15 protein-coding genes are annotated in these 15,319 nt (G+C 44.0%); 7 read left to right on the top strand and 8 right to left on the bottom strand.

Translation table 11 applies throughout. The features are described from left to right. Positions 1-45 precede the first annotated feature (45 nt). The 3 genes from DXK30_RS07075 to cysE all read left to right on the top strand — a co-directional run bounded on the left by DXK30_RS07075 (position 46) and on the right by cysE (position 2,405). On the top strand, positions 46-426 hold the full coding sequence (locus tag DXK30_RS07075; protein WP_114701088.1) for an Hpt domain-containing protein: 381 nt from the start codon (positions 46-48) through the stop codon (positions 424-426). Next, positions 426-1,307 (top strand): RNA methyltransferase, encoded by an 882-nt coding sequence (locus DXK30_RS07070; RefSeq protein WP_114701087.1) that lies wholly within the window; start codon positions 426-428, stop codon positions 1,305-1,307. The genes DXK30_RS07075 and DXK30_RS07070 overlap by 1 nt, the downstream gene beginning before the upstream one ends. Positions 1,308-1,496: 189 nt before the next feature. Further along, positions 1,497-2,405 carry a serine O-acetyltransferase gene (gene cysE / locus DXK30_RS07065; protein ID WP_114701086.1) on the top strand — a complete coding sequence of 303 codons (909 nt, stop codon included), beginning with the start codon at positions 1,497-1,499 and terminating at the stop codon, positions 2,403-2,405. Positions 2,406-2,575: 170 nt separating this feature from the next. Here cysE and DXK30_RS07060 read toward each other — a convergent pair whose 3' ends face one another. The 6 genes from DXK30_RS07060 to pheA form a co-directional block, all read right to left on the bottom strand. After that, complete coding sequence (locus tag DXK30_RS07060; RefSeq protein WP_227670821.1) at positions 2,576-3,109, bottom strand: 2-amino-4-hydroxy-6-hydroxymethyldihydropteridine diphosphokinase; 534 nt, start codon at positions 3,107-3,109, stop codon at positions 2,576-2,578. Then, the gene (gene folB, locus DXK30_RS07055) at positions 3,099-3,536 is read right to left on the bottom strand and encodes a dihydroneopterin aldolase (RefSeq protein ID WP_114701085.1); all 438 of its coding nucleotides are present in this window, start codon (positions 3,534-3,536) and stop codon (positions 3,099-3,101) included. The genes DXK30_RS07060 and folB overlap by 11 nt, the downstream gene beginning before the upstream one ends. 42 nt (positions 3,537-3,578) lie before the next feature. Then, positions 3,579-4,541 carry an EamA family transporter RarD gene (gene rarD, locus DXK30_RS07050; RefSeq protein WP_114701084.1) on the bottom strand — a complete coding sequence of 321 codons (963 nt, stop codon included), beginning with the start codon at positions 4,539-4,541 and terminating at the stop codon, positions 3,579-3,581. Positions 4,542-4,736: 195 nt separating this feature from the next. Continuing rightward, the gene (locus DXK30_RS07045) at positions 4,737-7,028 is read right to left on the bottom strand and encodes a bifunctional prephenate dehydrogenase/3-phosphoshikimate 1-carboxyvinyltransferase (RefSeq protein WP_114701134.1); all 2,292 of its coding nucleotides are present in this window, start codon (positions 7,026-7,028) and stop codon (positions 4,737-4,739) included. Positions 7,029-7,180: 152 nt separating this feature from the next. Further along, entirely contained in the window at positions 7,181-8,323 is a 1,143-nt protein-coding gene (gene hisC, locus DXK30_RS07040) for a histidinol-phosphate transaminase (protein WP_114701083.1), read from the bottom strand. Positions 8,324-8,440: 117 nt separating this feature from the next. Next, positions 8,441-9,613, bottom strand: coding sequence for a prephenate dehydratase (gene pheA, locus DXK30_RS07035; protein WP_114701082.1), 1,173 nt, complete (start codon positions 9,611-9,613; stop codon positions 8,441-8,443). Between the two features lie 475 nt (positions 9,614-10,088). Between pheA and DXK30_RS07030 the strand changes: the two genes are divergently transcribed. Both DXK30_RS07030 and DXK30_RS07025 read left to right on the top strand, forming a co-directional pair. After that, positions 10,089-11,033 carry a transaldolase gene (locus DXK30_RS07030; protein ID WP_102092478.1) on the top strand — a complete coding sequence of 315 codons (945 nt, stop codon included), beginning with the start codon at positions 10,089-10,091 and terminating at the stop codon, positions 11,031-11,033. A gap of 110 nt (positions 11,034-11,143) precedes the next feature. Next, on the top strand, positions 11,144-11,611 hold the full coding sequence (locus DXK30_RS07025; protein ID WP_114701081.1) for a hypothetical protein: 468 nt from the start codon (positions 11,144-11,146) through the stop codon (positions 11,609-11,611). 151 nt (positions 11,612-11,762) lie between these two features. On the opposite strand, the gene DXK30_RS07020 is transcribed toward DXK30_RS07025, so the two are convergent. After that, positions 11,763-12,329: an adenine phosphoribosyltransferase gene (locus DXK30_RS07020; protein WP_101204455.1), complete on the bottom strand. Its 567-nt coding sequence runs from the start codon at positions 12,327-12,329 to the stop codon at positions 11,763-11,765. Between the two features lie 365 nt (positions 12,330-12,694). On the opposite strand from DXK30_RS07020, the gene DXK30_RS07015 reads away from it, so the two are divergent. Then, positions 12,695-12,859, top strand: a complete 165-nt coding sequence (locus DXK30_RS07015) for a rubredoxin (protein WP_057759803.1) — start codon at positions 12,695-12,697, stop codon at positions 12,857-12,859. 27 nt (positions 12,860-12,886) lie between these two features. Next, the gene (locus tag DXK30_RS07010; RefSeq protein ID WP_114701080.1) at positions 12,887-13,936 is read left to right on the top strand and encodes an alpha/beta fold hydrolase; all 1,050 of its coding nucleotides are present in this window, start codon (positions 12,887-12,889) and stop codon (positions 13,934-13,936) included. 220 nt (positions 13,937-14,156) lie between these two features. Here DXK30_RS07010 and DXK30_RS07005 read toward each other — a convergent pair whose 3' ends face one another. Further along, positions 14,157-15,179 carry a WG repeat-containing protein gene (locus DXK30_RS07005; protein WP_114701079.1) on the bottom strand — a complete coding sequence of 341 codons (1,023 nt, stop codon included), beginning with the start codon at positions 15,177-15,179 and terminating at the stop codon, positions 14,157-14,159. Between the last annotated feature and the right edge of the window lie 140 nt (positions 15,180-15,319).

The raw sequence follows: 15,319 nt of genomic DNA, 5'->3' as shown, positions 1-15,319 counted from the left end.
TATAGTAATCTTATTGCTTTAACTTTTATAAATTGGACAACCACCATGGATGACACTACAAATAATAATATGCTAGGACAAACCGATGAAGAAATTATCAATCATGAACAGTTCGAGGACATGCGTGACCTGCTCGAAGAAGACTTTGTTGGTTTGATACAAGTATATTTTACTGATAGTCAGCAAAGAGTTGCAGCACTGCGTATTGCCCATCAAAAAGACGATAATGCCAATGGCTTTGAAACTGCTCATGCTCTAAAAGGTGCCAGCGCCAATTTAGGTACGACTCAATTAGTCCGCCTTAGCAGTCAGTTACAAGAGTACTGCCGTGAGCGCCGTATCAATGAACAAGCCGTTCTTGTCGAAGAGATTGCCATTGCATTACACCGTGCTGAACAAGAAATCAATCAGAGACTGGGACAATAATGAGTAACGACGCTTCATTAGCCGTATCATCACACACAGTAAGCGACTACCTTGCTTGCCTACAAGTAGTCATGGTCAATACCACTTTACCTGCCAATATTGGTTCGGCTTCCCGTGCGATGCATACCATGGGTTTATCTCGCTTAACGGTTGTCGATCCTAAACTACCGATTGATGAAACCAGTGTGTCTCATGCAGCAGGTGGCAGTGACCTATTATCTTCAGCTTTGATTGCACCAACTTTAGAGTCTGCTATCTCAAACTGTCAGTTGGTGTTTGCCGCTAGTAGCCGTAGCCGTCATATGCCACGCCCTGTCGTGACACCTACGCAAGCCGCTAAGATTATGTTTGACTTTATCGATGCACAGGCAGCTTTAAGTGCAGACGATAGTAATGTTGATACCTCATCTGCTACTACTTCTAGCAAACCAAATATTGCTATTTTATTTGGACGTGAAGACCGTGGATTGACCAATGAAGAATTGGCTTATGCCGATTATCACATTCAAATCGATGCCAATCCTGCTTACCCTGTGTTAAATGTTGCATCAGCGGTGCAAGTCATCGCCAGCTTTATTTTTGCTTATGCTCAAACGCATACTCAGACATTAGATAATTTAGATTCGGATACAAGCACAGACGCTCAATCGACAATCAACGTGAATTTGCGTCAGCATTGGGATGAGCCTGCTATTAATCAACAGCAGCTGCAACAGCTCACTCAGCGCACCACTGACCTTATGGTGCAGCGTGGCCTAGCAAATAGCGAACATCTAAAATCATTACCATCACGCTTGTCTAGACTTGGATCACGCCTACAGCTTGATCAAAAAGAATATCAGCTATTAAGCGCTTTGATTGCAAAACTATCAAAAGACTAAAGCAAGCCATAGTTTATGAGCTTGCGTTTATTTGACAGCTTTTTACTATATTTTGCGGTATAAAGCTGTTATAACTTGCAGAAGCTTAGCGAAAATATATATTCCTGATTATCCGAACTTTATAACCACAGATTAGAGGCATCGCTGTTTTCGCAACGACACTCTACCGACGAATAGATAGGACGCTTTATGTCATTGCCATCCAAATTATTCAAATCGCTTATTACTATCAAAAACGATTTGAAAGAAGATATTGATGCAGTATTCACCCGAGATCCTGCGGCGCGTAATAGTCTGGAAGTGATCCTAACTTATCCGGGCATACATGCGCTTGTTTTGCATCGCGGTGCACACTGCCTTTGGAACAATGAACAAAAACTAGCGGCACGCGTGATCTCCTACGGCTCGCGCATCATGACAGGTATCGAAATTCACCCTGCTGCTAAGATTGGTAGACGCTTTTTTATCGATCATGGTGTTGGCGTCGTCATCGGTGAGACTGCTGAGATTGGCAACGATGTGACGCTATACCATGGTGTTACTCTAGGCGGTGTGTCTTGGAATAATGGCAAGCGTCACCCAACGCTAGAAGACGGTGTAACCGTTGGTGCTGGTGCAAAAGTCTTAGGGCCATTTACGGTTGGTAAAAATGCTAAAATCGGCTCAAATGCAGTGGTAGTCAAACCAGTACCAGCAGGCGCTACGATGGTTGGCAGTGCTGCACGTATGATCTCAGATCATCACGATGAAAAAGGCAATCCAATCGCGACAAAAGTACAAGACGCCAAGCAACAAGAGAAGGTCGCGCAAGCTGGTGAGAGCAACGATCAAACTAAAGACACTACCCCTACTGCCAAACGCACCAATACCTTCCGTGCTTATGGTATCGATCCCTATTCACAAGACCCTGTTGCAGAAGCTTTTGCTAAAATGCTTGAGCACATTCAGCAATCAGAGAACCGTCTAGATCAATTGCAGTCAGCGATGTGTGATATTGATCCCAATTTTTGCAAAAAAGAATATGACAAGCTTTGTTTAGAAGATTTAGATGTGATTGGTCGTGCTGATGTTAATGACGTAGATAACGAGCAGAAGTAACTACTAACATTTCAGTAAAAGAAATAAAACTAAGGGGCGTACAATATACTGTACGCCCCTTAGTTTTATCTACTGCAAAAATATTAGATGTAGTCAGTGTCATTTGAAATAAATTACTTTATCACCTACCAACTTATCATCGACTTTTTCTTAAAACGCTCTTTAAACGTTTAATCAGTAGATACGGTTAATTCCCTGACTCCCGCTTCCTCATGGGCTTTAAATGGATAACGATTGGCCATCACAATCCAATCAGATATTGATTTAAATATCAAATTTTTGCTTAGGCTATTTTCTATATTAGCCAATTTAATCATCAAAATATCAATATCCATTGTCACTCGACGTACTTGATTTGGCTTAGTCTGTCGACATCTATTACAATCGCCTTCAAGGTTTTTAAAAATTTGCTGTAGTTGCTGCAGGCTTATCGGTGTGGTCAATGTTAGATGGACACATTGATTGGTATAGTCAGGCTTTGGTAATTGGGTAGTCGCGGTAAAATCAGGATTTTGAAAAGCCGTAGATAATCGCACCTCACCTAGCGCTGCTAATCGCTGCCGAGCAAGCGGTAGATACTTGTCAGCTTGATAGTTACTACCTAGCGCTAACACTACCTCTACCACAGGCTGTGCTTGCACAGTCTCAGGTGCACAATGTGTGAACGTTGCCACATTCAAATCCACTGACTTTTTATGCATCATCGACTTGGCTATCATTAACTTCTTTGGTAACGTCTTTAGTAGCTGGCTCATTGGTTAGCGCTGGCGCATAACGTGTTATTTGTACCCCTACCGCATCTGCTTGGGCAATAGCAGTCGGTTTGGCAATACTTAACGTGATCTTTTGACAGTGATACTTTGCAAATATCTTATCAGAGATCTGACCAGCTAAATGCTCAAGCAGCTTTGCTTGAATCTGTTTGCACCACTCGCTCACATCATCGCAGACTTCTTTATAACTCAGGGCATCGCTGACATCATCTGACACAGCAGCACGGCTAATGTCAGTCTCAAGCGCGATATCAATGAGTAACGGCTGAGTGATAGCACGCTCCCAGTCAAAAACGCCAATTACCGCTTCAACTTCTAGACCTTTTATAAATACAACATCAGACTGAGTATGAAACATCCTTTCATCCTTGTTTGCTAATTTTTTTCGTGTTTTTAATATTTACTTAGCCGATTTTAGCGCTTCTTCACGTAGGCGCGCCGCTTTTAACACTTTACTTGGACGATGGCGCCACAGGTCGATGCTGAATAATAGCAGACCTAACCAAATCAAACCAAAGACTGCTAAACGATGTAAATCGAATGGTTCTTTATAATAGAACACTGCCAAAAAGAAAATGAAGGTCGGCGTCAGATAATTCATAAAGCTCAGAATACTGTATGCCACGAGCTTGGTAGATTTATTGAATAATAAAAGCGGTATTAGCGTAATCGGGCCTGCAATCATCAGTAGCCAAATGTTTGAGCTAAACCAAAAGCTCAGTTGATGACTTGCCACATCAGACTGCCAAAACCACCAAAGACATAAAGGTACCAACATTGCGGTCTCGACAAACATGGCATCAACAGCAGTCAATGGCGTTTGTCGTTGAATAGTCCCGTAAGTACTGAAACTAAATGCCAAAATCAACGATATCCACGGCAGACTACCAAGCATCACCACTTGAATGACCACAGACAATAATGCAAAGCCAATGGCTACCCATTGTAGCGTGCGCAGGCGCTCTTTGAATAAAATCATGGATAGCGCAACGCCAACCAACGGCCCGATAAAGTAACCCAAACTGGCCTCAAGGATACGATCATGATTGACCGCCCATACATAGGTCAGCCAGTTGGTTGCGATGATTAACCCAGAGACGAGTGATAGCGCAATCCATCTTGGGTTTTGCTTGAGCGTTTCTACCCACCCCCAGCGTTTGGTAGCCACTAACACAATCAGTAGGCAACAAAACGTCCAAACGATACGGTGACCAATGATCTCCGTTGCATCATAATCAGATAACTGTTTGAAGTATAGCGGAAATCCACCCCAAATAAAGAACGCGATAAGCGCAGTAATAATGCCGCGTCTGGTTGTGATGATTGGGGCAACGGGTTTTTTGATGACATTTTGGGTAGTCATAATATAGGACAACTTTTTAGAGCAAAGCGCGCTCTCACCTAATTCTAATTATTATTGTCAATCGAATAGTGAGAGTGCAGGGTTACTACAGTGAGATTATAAGATAAAAAGCAATGTACTCATGCCAATAGTGACATGAGTACATTGCTAACGATGTTAGATTAAATCTTTAAGAGTTAATGGTAGTTTAGCGACTTACTCAGCACCAGTATCCACTTGGATAGACATACCGATTTGGTTGGCAAGTTCAGCAAATCCTGGGAAGCTAGTATTAACAGTCTCAACTCCTTCAATGGTGATTTGCTGGGATGCACGCAGACTGGCTACAGAGAAGCTCATTGCAATACGATGATCATGATGCGAGACAATATGACCACCACCAAAGACAGGTTGGCTATTGTTTACTTCACCGTTTTCGGTAGCTACGCCTTTGCCTTCGATAATCAGACCATCATCAGTTACAGTACAATCAATACCGAGCGTGTGCAATCCTTCTGCCATCACAGCGATACGATCTGATTCTTTGACACGCAGCTCTTTAGCACCAGTCAATACTGTACGACCTTGTGCACAGCTAGCCGCAATAAATAGCACAGGGAACTCATCAATCGCTAGTGGTACGAGATGCTCCGGTATCTCAATACCGACCAAGTTTGAGCTGCGAATCGTAATATCAGCAACTGGCTCGCCGCCCACATGTGTCTCATTGCTTAGGCTAATATCTGCATTCATTAATTTAAGAATATCAATGACGCCAGTACGCGTAGGGTTGATACCTACTTGGGTCAAGGTCAGCTCACTGTTTTGACTGATGGCCGCTGCCACCATAAAAAACGCTGCAGATGAGATATCAGCAGGAACCGCGATATCGCCGCCTGTTAGTGTGCCGCCACCGGTGACACTGATGCGATTGCCTTCTACGGTTACCGGGTAACCAAAGGCCGATAGCATACGCTCAGTGTGGTCACGGCTGATCTCAGGCTGTGTGACTGTTGTCGTACCCTCTGCCCATAGACCTGCTAGTAGCAAGCAAGATTTTACCTGAGCTGAAGCGACTGGCATATCATACTCAGTGCCTTGTAATGGCTTACCCACCGTGTCACGACCAGTGATGCTGAGTGGTGCAGTACCACTATGACCAGTGCTCTGAATCACAGCTCCCATAGACCGTAGCGGTGCAGCCACGCGCTCCATTGGGCGTTTATTCAAGCTAGTATCACCTGTCAATACACTATCAAATGATTGCGCCGCCAAGATACCAGATAGCAGACGCATACTGGTGCCAGAGTTACCCATGTACAGTGGGGTTTTGCTAGGTTTTAAACCATTCATACCGACGCCATGAATGGTCAAATTGCCATTATCAGGGCCTTCGATCGTCACACCCATATCACGGAATGCTTGTAGCGTTGCTAGCGCATCTTCCCCTTCCAAAAACCCAGTCACATTTGTCACGCCTGTGGCAAGACTGCCGAGCATAATGCTGCGATGCGAGATAGATTTGTCACCAGGAATCGCAATGGTGCCAGAAACAGTATTGCTAGGGGTAATATTATAAGAAGCTGACATAGCAGAAGTATCCGTATAAGGGGTGCTGGCTAACATATGGCCGAAATGTCGCCGTGCGGCTTGCGCGCGGCCCAAAAGTCCCATCAGGGCGGTTGAATCTTGATCAATGATAAGCTGGCGCATCGTCTGTAAATAGACACCATACTCATCAAGGGCGCTGACAATCGCGCTTTGGTTGGCAAAAAATATATCATGCCACATTTTAGGGTCACTGGCGGCGATACGGGTAAAATCGCGGAACCCACCAGCAGCATAACGAAACATATCTAAATTATCATCATGGCTTGCCAATTGCTCAACCAAATTAAATGCAAGTAAATGTGGCAAATGGCTAGTGTGCGCTAATATGCGATCATGGTGCTCAGCATCCATTGACATGACATTTGCGCCTACTGATTCCCATAATAGTCGCAACTTTGCAATAGCGGTTACACTGGTTGTCGGCAGCTCGCAAATAATGACGCTATGATTGACGAATAAACTGGCGCGGCGCGCATGATACCCTGAATTTTCAGCCCCAGCAATTGGGTGCGCTGGCACTAATCCTATCGGCAGCGAACCGAACACTGCTTTAGCCGCATCAATGATATTGACTTTAGTACTACAGACATCCGTCATGATGCAATCACTGGCAAGCTGTCCGTTATCCATCGCTTGTTTGATATCAACGAACACTGCTTGAACTGCCTGTACTGGCACTGCAATGATGATTAAATCACTGCCAGCGATGACGTCTTGTAGGTTTGCACTACCAGCATCAAGTAGACCATGCTCGATGGCTTCTGTGATACTTGGTGCATGCCTATCGACTGCTACCAAACGCTCGCTCAAGCCATTATCTTTAATAGCTTGAGCAAAACTGGCACCAATCAGCCCAAGTCCAATCACACAAACTTGTTCAAATATAGGTTGATGCATATTTAAAGAGGGCTGAAGATTATTTTTTTTCTGACTACTCACGGCTTTTCTCGTTGGACACACTAAGACATAGATAGGGCCAGTCTTAGTGTTATAAATTTTAATGGCTAATTAAGAACAGTTTTTAAATTACAAAGCACTTATAGATGCGCTTAGTCTTCAGTCAAAATAGAACGCAGAGTATCAATCAAACGCAAATTGTCTTCAGCCACACCTACTGTGATACGTAGCCAGTTAGGCAATCCATAAGCATCCAACGGACGGACGATAACGCCTTGTTCAAGTAACGCTTGGTGGATAGAAGCAGCGGTTATATCTTCCATCTCAACCTGCACTTCGACCATAATAAAATTGGCATGCGACTTCACAAAACCCAATCCTAGCGCGTCAAACTGCTTTTCTAGCCAGCGCATTTGCTCATCGTTTATCAGACGAGTTTTTTCGATAAAATCTTGATCGGCAAGTGCAGCAGCAGCGGCAGCTAAACCAACACGGCTGACGTTAAATGGCTGACGAATTCGGTTTAGTAAATCCGCCACTGCCACCGAGCTTAGAGCATAACCGACGCGTAAACCTGCCAGCCCATAAGCTTTAGAAAAAGTACGCACAATAATGACATTATCGAACTCATCTAATAGTGCGCGGTTGTTGCTCTCAGGACTATACTCGATATAAGCTTCATCTAGTACCACCAAGACTGAACTTGGTACACTGGTAACGAACTGATACAGCTCTTTTTGCTCTAGCTGCGTACCCGTTGGATTGTTCGGATTGGCAATAAAAACGATTTTGGTATTCGGATTATCTTGTACCGCTTGGCTCATGGCTTTTAGATTATGGCCAAAGCGTTGAGCAGGCACTTCAATGCCCGTGGCACCTTGCATCTTCGCTAGCATAGGATAAACCACAAAAGCATACTGGCTATAGACGATGGCATCATCAGCACCCACAAAGCTGCGTGCTAAAATATCGAGCAAATCATCAGAGCCATTACCCAAGGTAATTTGATTGGCATTGACATCGTTAAAGTCAGCTAGCGCTTGCTTTAGATAGTAACCGTTGCCATCAGGATAGCGCGACAACTGCCCTAGCTGCTCAGTCACTGCTAGCGTCACTCGTGGTGAGCATCCCATTGGATTCTCATTGCTAGCCAGCTTGACCACGTCTGAGACACCATACTCACGTGTCAGCTCTTCAATTGGCTTACCGGTTTGATAAGGTGCCAATGCCAAAATACTGTCGTAAGCTGGCGTTAACGGCGATAGATCTGACGCGGTCAATTGAGTAGTCTGCATGGTTTATCCTTAGATGGTATCTGTAAATGCTTTTTTAATGCTATCTGCAAAAGCTAAGACCCATCTATTATGTATGAATACCAGTGAATAAGCCTATAGTTATCTATAAGTAGTTGCCTATAGGACAGCTTTTGGATATGAGCCTAATATGCGCAAATCTTTGACCAATGGACGAATATCATTGATGGCGGCGCTAACGTTTGGATCATTAACATGACCATTCATATCGATAAAGAATACGTATGCCCACTTGTTAGGACGCTCAGGACGCGTCTCAATACTGGTCATCGATACACCATGATATGACAAAGGTTTCAAGATTTCGATCAGTGCGCCTGCTTTATCGTGAGCGGAGACGACGATAGAGGTTTTGTCTTGACCAGATGGTGCAATCGCTTCATGACCGATAATAAGGAAGCGTGTGGTGTTGCTTGGATTGTCTTCGATATTTGAGTACAGCTTATGCAAACCATACTCTGCAACAGCGACGTCACCTGCAATCGCAGCTGAATGCCATTCGTTTTTAAGGCGGCGAGCGGCTTCACCATTACTTGATACAGCAACGCGTTCGACATTAGGGAAGTTTACATCTAGCCAATGACGGCACTGAGCAAGCGACTGCTGATGCGAATAAATACGGCTCAAGCCATCAATCTTGGTATGCTCAGCAACCAAGAAGTTTTGATGAATGGGCAATTCAACTTCGCCTATGATCTTCAAGGTAGAAGACAAGAAACCATCTAGAGTATGGTTGACTACGCCTTCTGAAGAGTTTTCGACAGGGACCACGCCATACATCGCTGTCCCCGCTTCGACTTCGCGGAACACATCAGTAATGGTTGTCATCGGTACGGTATCCGCTGCTTTACCAAAATGCTTGAGCGCAGCGGCATGCGTGAAGGTACCGACAGGGCCCAAGAAAGCAATACGCTGCGGCGCTTCTAAGTCCAAACATACTGACATGATTTCACGGAATAAACGCGCCATTTTCTCATCAGCGATGGGACCCGTATTACGCTCCATGACAGCTTTTAGCACCTGTGCCTCACGCTCAGGACGGTAAAAAATAGGATTGCTATTATCATCAGCGGCGGTATGATTTTTCTTTACCATGGCTACTTGCTGAGCCAACTTTGCACGGTTATTGATTAACGTTTGGATCTCACAGTCTACTGCGTCAATATTTTGGCGAATATTGTCTAAAAACTCTTTTTCAGTTGCGGTATCGCTAGCGCCTGTAGTGGTTTGATTTAGATTATCCATTGTTTGCTCTGGTGACTGCTCGCTCATTACCGCCCATCCTTTTTAGATTTTATCGCTGTTAGATATTACTATTATTTAAATTCTGCTATTACATTGCTATTACTTAGGTAGCACTATTGCCAAATCTGACTGTTTTCTGTTTTTAATTAAAGACTAAGGCTGCTGATAGAAACTATCTTCAAAATCAACCTCAAAACAGTCTATCAAAAACACCTTATATTGCTAGTGCCATTTGGCGTTAATGCTATATTTACTGCCAAATACAGCAGCTTGATACATAGCCGGCTCTACTATAGCAAAAACTAAGGTCAGTGCCCATGCGTAAATGCGTATAAATATACCAACTGTTATTAATATTAGCACAGCTGAGCCAGATAACAGCGACGCATAGCATAACTATGAGGCAACACCTGCCCAAAACTGTGTTACAGTTCCAGTTCAGCTCCCTACCCTGCTATATATAAGAGGAGCATCATGTGATTAATAAGAAAAAGGATACCTGATGAGCGCATTACAACAGCTACGCACTATGACCACGATTGTTGCTGATACTGGTGACCTTGCCGCTATTGCCCGTTTAAAACCTATCGATGCAACCACCAACCCAAGCCTTATTACCAAGGCTCTGATTCATCCTGATAACCAAGGTATGCTGTCAGAGACCATGAGTCGTCACAATGGTGACGTGGATGCCGTAATCGATGCGCTGACCATTCAGGTTGGCTGCGATATTTTAGAGCTGATCGAAGGCCGAGTCTCTACTGAAGTGGACGCTCGCTTATCTTATGATACTCAAGCGACGATAGATAAGGCTCTGGCCTTTATGGATGCTTACCAAAAAGCGGGCGTCGATTCAGAGCGAGTATTGATAAAAATGGCAGCAACTTGGCAAGGTATCGAGGCGGCGCGCTATCTTGAGACTCAAAATATCCACTGCAACCTGACCCTACTTTTTGGACAACACCAAGCGATTGCCTGTGCAGATGCTGGCGTGACCCTGATATCACCTTTCGTTGGCCGTATTCTAGATTGGCAAAAACGCCAACAAAGCCGTCAAAACGTACCAGCTTCTGATGACATGGGCGTACAGTCAGTCAAGCTCATTTATCAGTATTACAAACAGCACGGTTACGAGACGCAAGTAATGGGTGCCAGTTTCCGCTCTACCGAGCAGATTTTGGCATTGGCAGGTTGTGACTTACTGACGATAGCTCCCAATCTCATTGATGAGCTGGCAGCCATGGATACCGAGGTAACTCGCCAACTGTCTCCGAGTATGTCGATGGATATGAAGGCGATGACTCAAGTAAGCTTAACGCACGAAGAGTTTAGTGCTGCGTATCAGCAAGACAAGGTTACACAGGACTTGTTACCTAAAGGTATTGACGGTTTTATCGGGGCGCGTGACGAGCTGGCTAAGACATTAGCAGCCATTCGCGGACAATAATAGCCACACGACAGAGGACGACTGATACTGGGCTGGCACAAAAGATATTTGCCTACTAATAGTAAGTTGGCTATCATTACCTACTTCAAATGACAAGAAGCAAGGCTTATATGAAACGGCTATCAATATTATTGGCAGGCAGTGCTTTAGCGATCAGCGCCCAGGCAGTCAACTGGGTAAAGGTGTCCGAGAGCGGCTCTGGATCAGTTTTTAGTATAGATTTGGATTCTATTGAAAGCTCTGATATCAGTATCATAGATGAAAAAGACGTCGAAAATATCACGGTATCTATCCTTAGAACCTATCCTAAAGACAAAGACACCAAATCCGATGACTCGAAGGAAGAAAAAAGCAATATTGACCATAGTGAGCAACAACTACTCATTTCATGTAAAGACGCCAGTTACTATAGACGAGCCTTTGTTAACTACGATGCTGAAGGCAAAGTAACCAAATCATGGCAGTCAGAAAAACCAATATTGACCACAAAAGACTTTAAAGTCACCACACCAAAGACAGTCGGTCGTACAGTGATAGAGCAGTCTTGTAAAGACTACGAACAAGACGAAGAGCAATAAATACAGCCTACTTAACACAGTACTAAAAAACATTAGTACAGTATCAAAAAAAGCGCCCTGACATAGTATCAGGGCGCTTTTTTATTTGGAGAATCGTTTAGCTATATCGACAATACGACGTGTCTAGTAGTCAAAAACATAGCAATTCATTTTAGGCTTTTAGTACCGTATAAACAGGTACTGGGAACTCGCCATGCAAGTCGACCAAGTCCAATAACACTAACGCACCGACCACAGTATGGTCAGCTGATTGACACAGCTCGTAGGCAGTGGTCAACGTACCACCAGTCGCCAAGATGTCATCGACCAATAGTACGCGCTCAGGCGGTAGATTGTTTTGCATCTCAAGCGTGTCTTTACCATATTCCAGTGCATAGGCTTTGTTGGCAACAGGCGGCGGCAGCTTACCTGGTTTACGTAGCAAGATCATGCCTTTGCCCAGACGGCCTGCTAGCATACTGGCAAATACAAAGCCGCGCGCTTCCACTGCACCCAGACAATCTACCTCGTCCATAAGCCCTTCTGGCAAAGCGGCAAGTAGCGCGTCAATGACAGCGTCAATATGACTGCGCAGTAACGGGGTAATGTCATAAAAATCAATGCCAGCTTTTGGAAAGTCTGGTACTGTGCGAATAATCTGCCAAAACGGATGGTCAGTATTGAGCATATGTGACGTCTCATTGTTGGTGGCGGATGTGGCGGCGGCATTGGTACTCATGATGACCCTTAGCTTATGTATTTAGATGGTTTAGTTAGTTTAGATAAGACAACAACTGGATGATATATCAGCGATAAATGCTAAGCATTACTGTGAATTTAGCGGCGATTATTATAGCATAATTGGTTTTCGTATGGCGGGCTGGCGTCCAGTCTTGTTATTAAGCGCTAACAAGGTAACGTATGTGATTGACTTGATAAAAGAAAAGTCATCTCAATATACAAGTGTAAACTTAACTATGAAAATTGCGGTTATATGCTAAACTACGTGCGTTTTTGCAGTCTAATATAATAGCTGTAATATTAAAAATGAGCGTTTATAGCACGCTGTAACTGTAATACTGGTAATGATCGATAGGACTATTTATGAAACGTTATGAATGTATTGTCTGCGGCTGGATATATGATGAGGCGCTTGGCTGCCCAGAAGAAGGTATCGCACCTGGTACTAAGTGGGAAGACATCCCTGATGACTGGACTTGCCCTGAGTGCGGTGTCGGCAAGCTTGATTTTGAGATGCTTGAGCTGTAGTAGATGACCCTCTAATTAGGACACTTCATGACAAAATCAAATGACATCAATAGTGCCAAATTGCCTGAAACGCTAGATAACAATCTAGAAGATCATCTGAATAACTACCCTACTCCTGAGTGGCGCAAATTTGGGGAGCATCAATGGCGCGACTCTGACTTGAGTAAGCACCTTCGTCAAGCAATGATTGACATCGGTGATGGTATTGAGTTGTGTGTCGAAGCTGGCGGTAATCCTAATAATCCGCCGCTGCTGATGATCATGGGGCTAGGCTCACAAATGATATTTTGGCCAGACAATTTTATTAAGCGCTTTATCGATGCTGGTTTTTTTGTGATTCGTTTTGATAATCGTGATATCGGCTTGTCTTCTAAAGTACAGATAGAAGGCTTGCCGCGTATTAGCCAGCTCAAAATGATGGTACGTCTACAGACAGGGCTGTCTAACAAAAGCACGCAGGTTGCTTATAACTTGACGGACATGGCTGAAGACACCGCACGTCTAATTAAAGCACTAAAGCTCGGTAAGACACATCTGCTTGGGGCTTCAATGGGCGGTATGATTGCACAAATCGTGGCGGCACGTTATCCAAGCTTAGTACAACGAATGGCACTTATGTTCACCACGACCAATCGTGCGTTTTTAAAGCCGCCCAAGCCCAAACAGCTATATACCCTTATCAACCGTCCAGAGAGCCACTCTGAGCGTGATATCGTGCGTCACAGCGTTTGGTTTATGAAGACCGTTGGTACACCAGGTCATGTGAATGTGCGTATGGTGCGTGAAATCGCTAAGATTCGCTATCAGCGTAATTTTCATCCGCTTGGTACGGTACAACAGCTCAATGCTATCTTAGCATCAGGCTCTATCAGCCGATTTAGTAAGCAAGTTAAAGCACCGACGATTGTATTGCATGGTAGCGCCGATGGACTCCTGCCTGCCTCACAGGGCCGAGTCGTTGCTAAGACCATTCCTAATGCTACGTTCCATCTCATCGAAGGTATGGCGCATGACATTCCAGAGTATTATCAGCCTTATATGGTTGACTTAATCAGCAATCATTTATCGAGAAAATAGCTTTAGAAGACTAGGCCTTGTCTTCGATTCAATCGATAGTTATCCAAAGTCATCTAAGTGAGCTAAAAACATCAGTTTCAAAAAAAAGAGTGTAAAACCTAGCGAAAAATCACAGGTTTTACACTCTTTTTTATTGTCTATTTAATCCTAGGGCGTGTCCTCAATTCAATCGATAGTTATCTAAATGGGTTAAAAATGAGGACACGCCCTAGTAATTGCATCAATCACAAGCAACGCCAGCGCCTTCCTTATCAATGCACATTTTATTTCCATTCTTTAGGTTACCAATCCACGCCTTACCACCTGTAAATACAAAGGATGGTTTGCCCTGATAGCTATCGTTAGCGTTCACACTATTATCAGCAAAGCGAAAAGGAATCACTAGCTCACCGCCTAAATTGACAAAGCCCCACTCTTCACCGATACGCACGCCAGCATATTCCTCAGAAAATGGACGCACTTCATCAAATGAGTACGTAATCATAGTGACATTATTGTCATCGACGAAACCCCATTTACCATCTTGCTGACGCGATTGAAGCGTCGTAAAGCGCGCCGGTGCAGACTGTGATGCTGTGCTAGATTTTTCGTTAGAAGAAGTAGGTTTGTTCACTGCCTGAGTGTCATTCTGGGCATTTGGATCATTCGCTGCATTACCGTTTTTATCCACCCAACTGATTGCACGGCCTTTGCGTACACGCGCTACTCCATTACGATAATTATCGATATCATCAATCGCTGCAGAAAACGAGACAACGGTACTATTGGCTGTGTTAATCACACCATAGTTACCCTCTTTTTTTACCACGATACGCCCATCCGATACAGGCCGCGCCCATCCTTGACTCTCTGTCAATATATCGTACATGGCAGGCACGACCTCACGGCCCTGCATATTGAGATAACCGACGCGACTGTTACGCAGTACAGGCAACAGACCGCCTGACAGTTTATCGGCATCGACTTTTTGATAACGTGATAAATCAACGACTCGTTTGCCTTTTTTATCAATTAAAGCCACTGGCGCACCAAAGTCTTTTATCGCTAAAAAGTAACTACTACTGGCCGTGCAGGAGACGTTTTTATAATAACTTTTTGGGATTTTACAGCTGGCGGCATGTGCGCTAGGCATCAAAAACAATGCGCTAGATAGCATCGTCACGACGAAACTGTATTGCGATATTTTTGGTAGCAAGCCAGATGATATATGTGACTGTTTTTTTGATAGTAATCGTTGAAGCATAAATAAACCTAGACAAATAATATAGATTGTTTGGTATAACCAATCAGACGTTAAGTACATTATATCGTCAATCTACTATACATATGTTCCAGCATTAATTTCGTTTAACGTGCTACACACATATCCTCCGTGCAGAAGTA

The organism is Psychrobacter proteolyticus (assembly GCF_003350005.1).
Taxonomy (GTDB): Bacteria; Pseudomonadota; Gammaproteobacteria; order Pseudomonadales; family Moraxellaceae; genus Psychrobacter; species Psychrobacter proteolyticus.
This window is presented reverse-complemented; position numbering and strand designations above follow the sequence as displayed.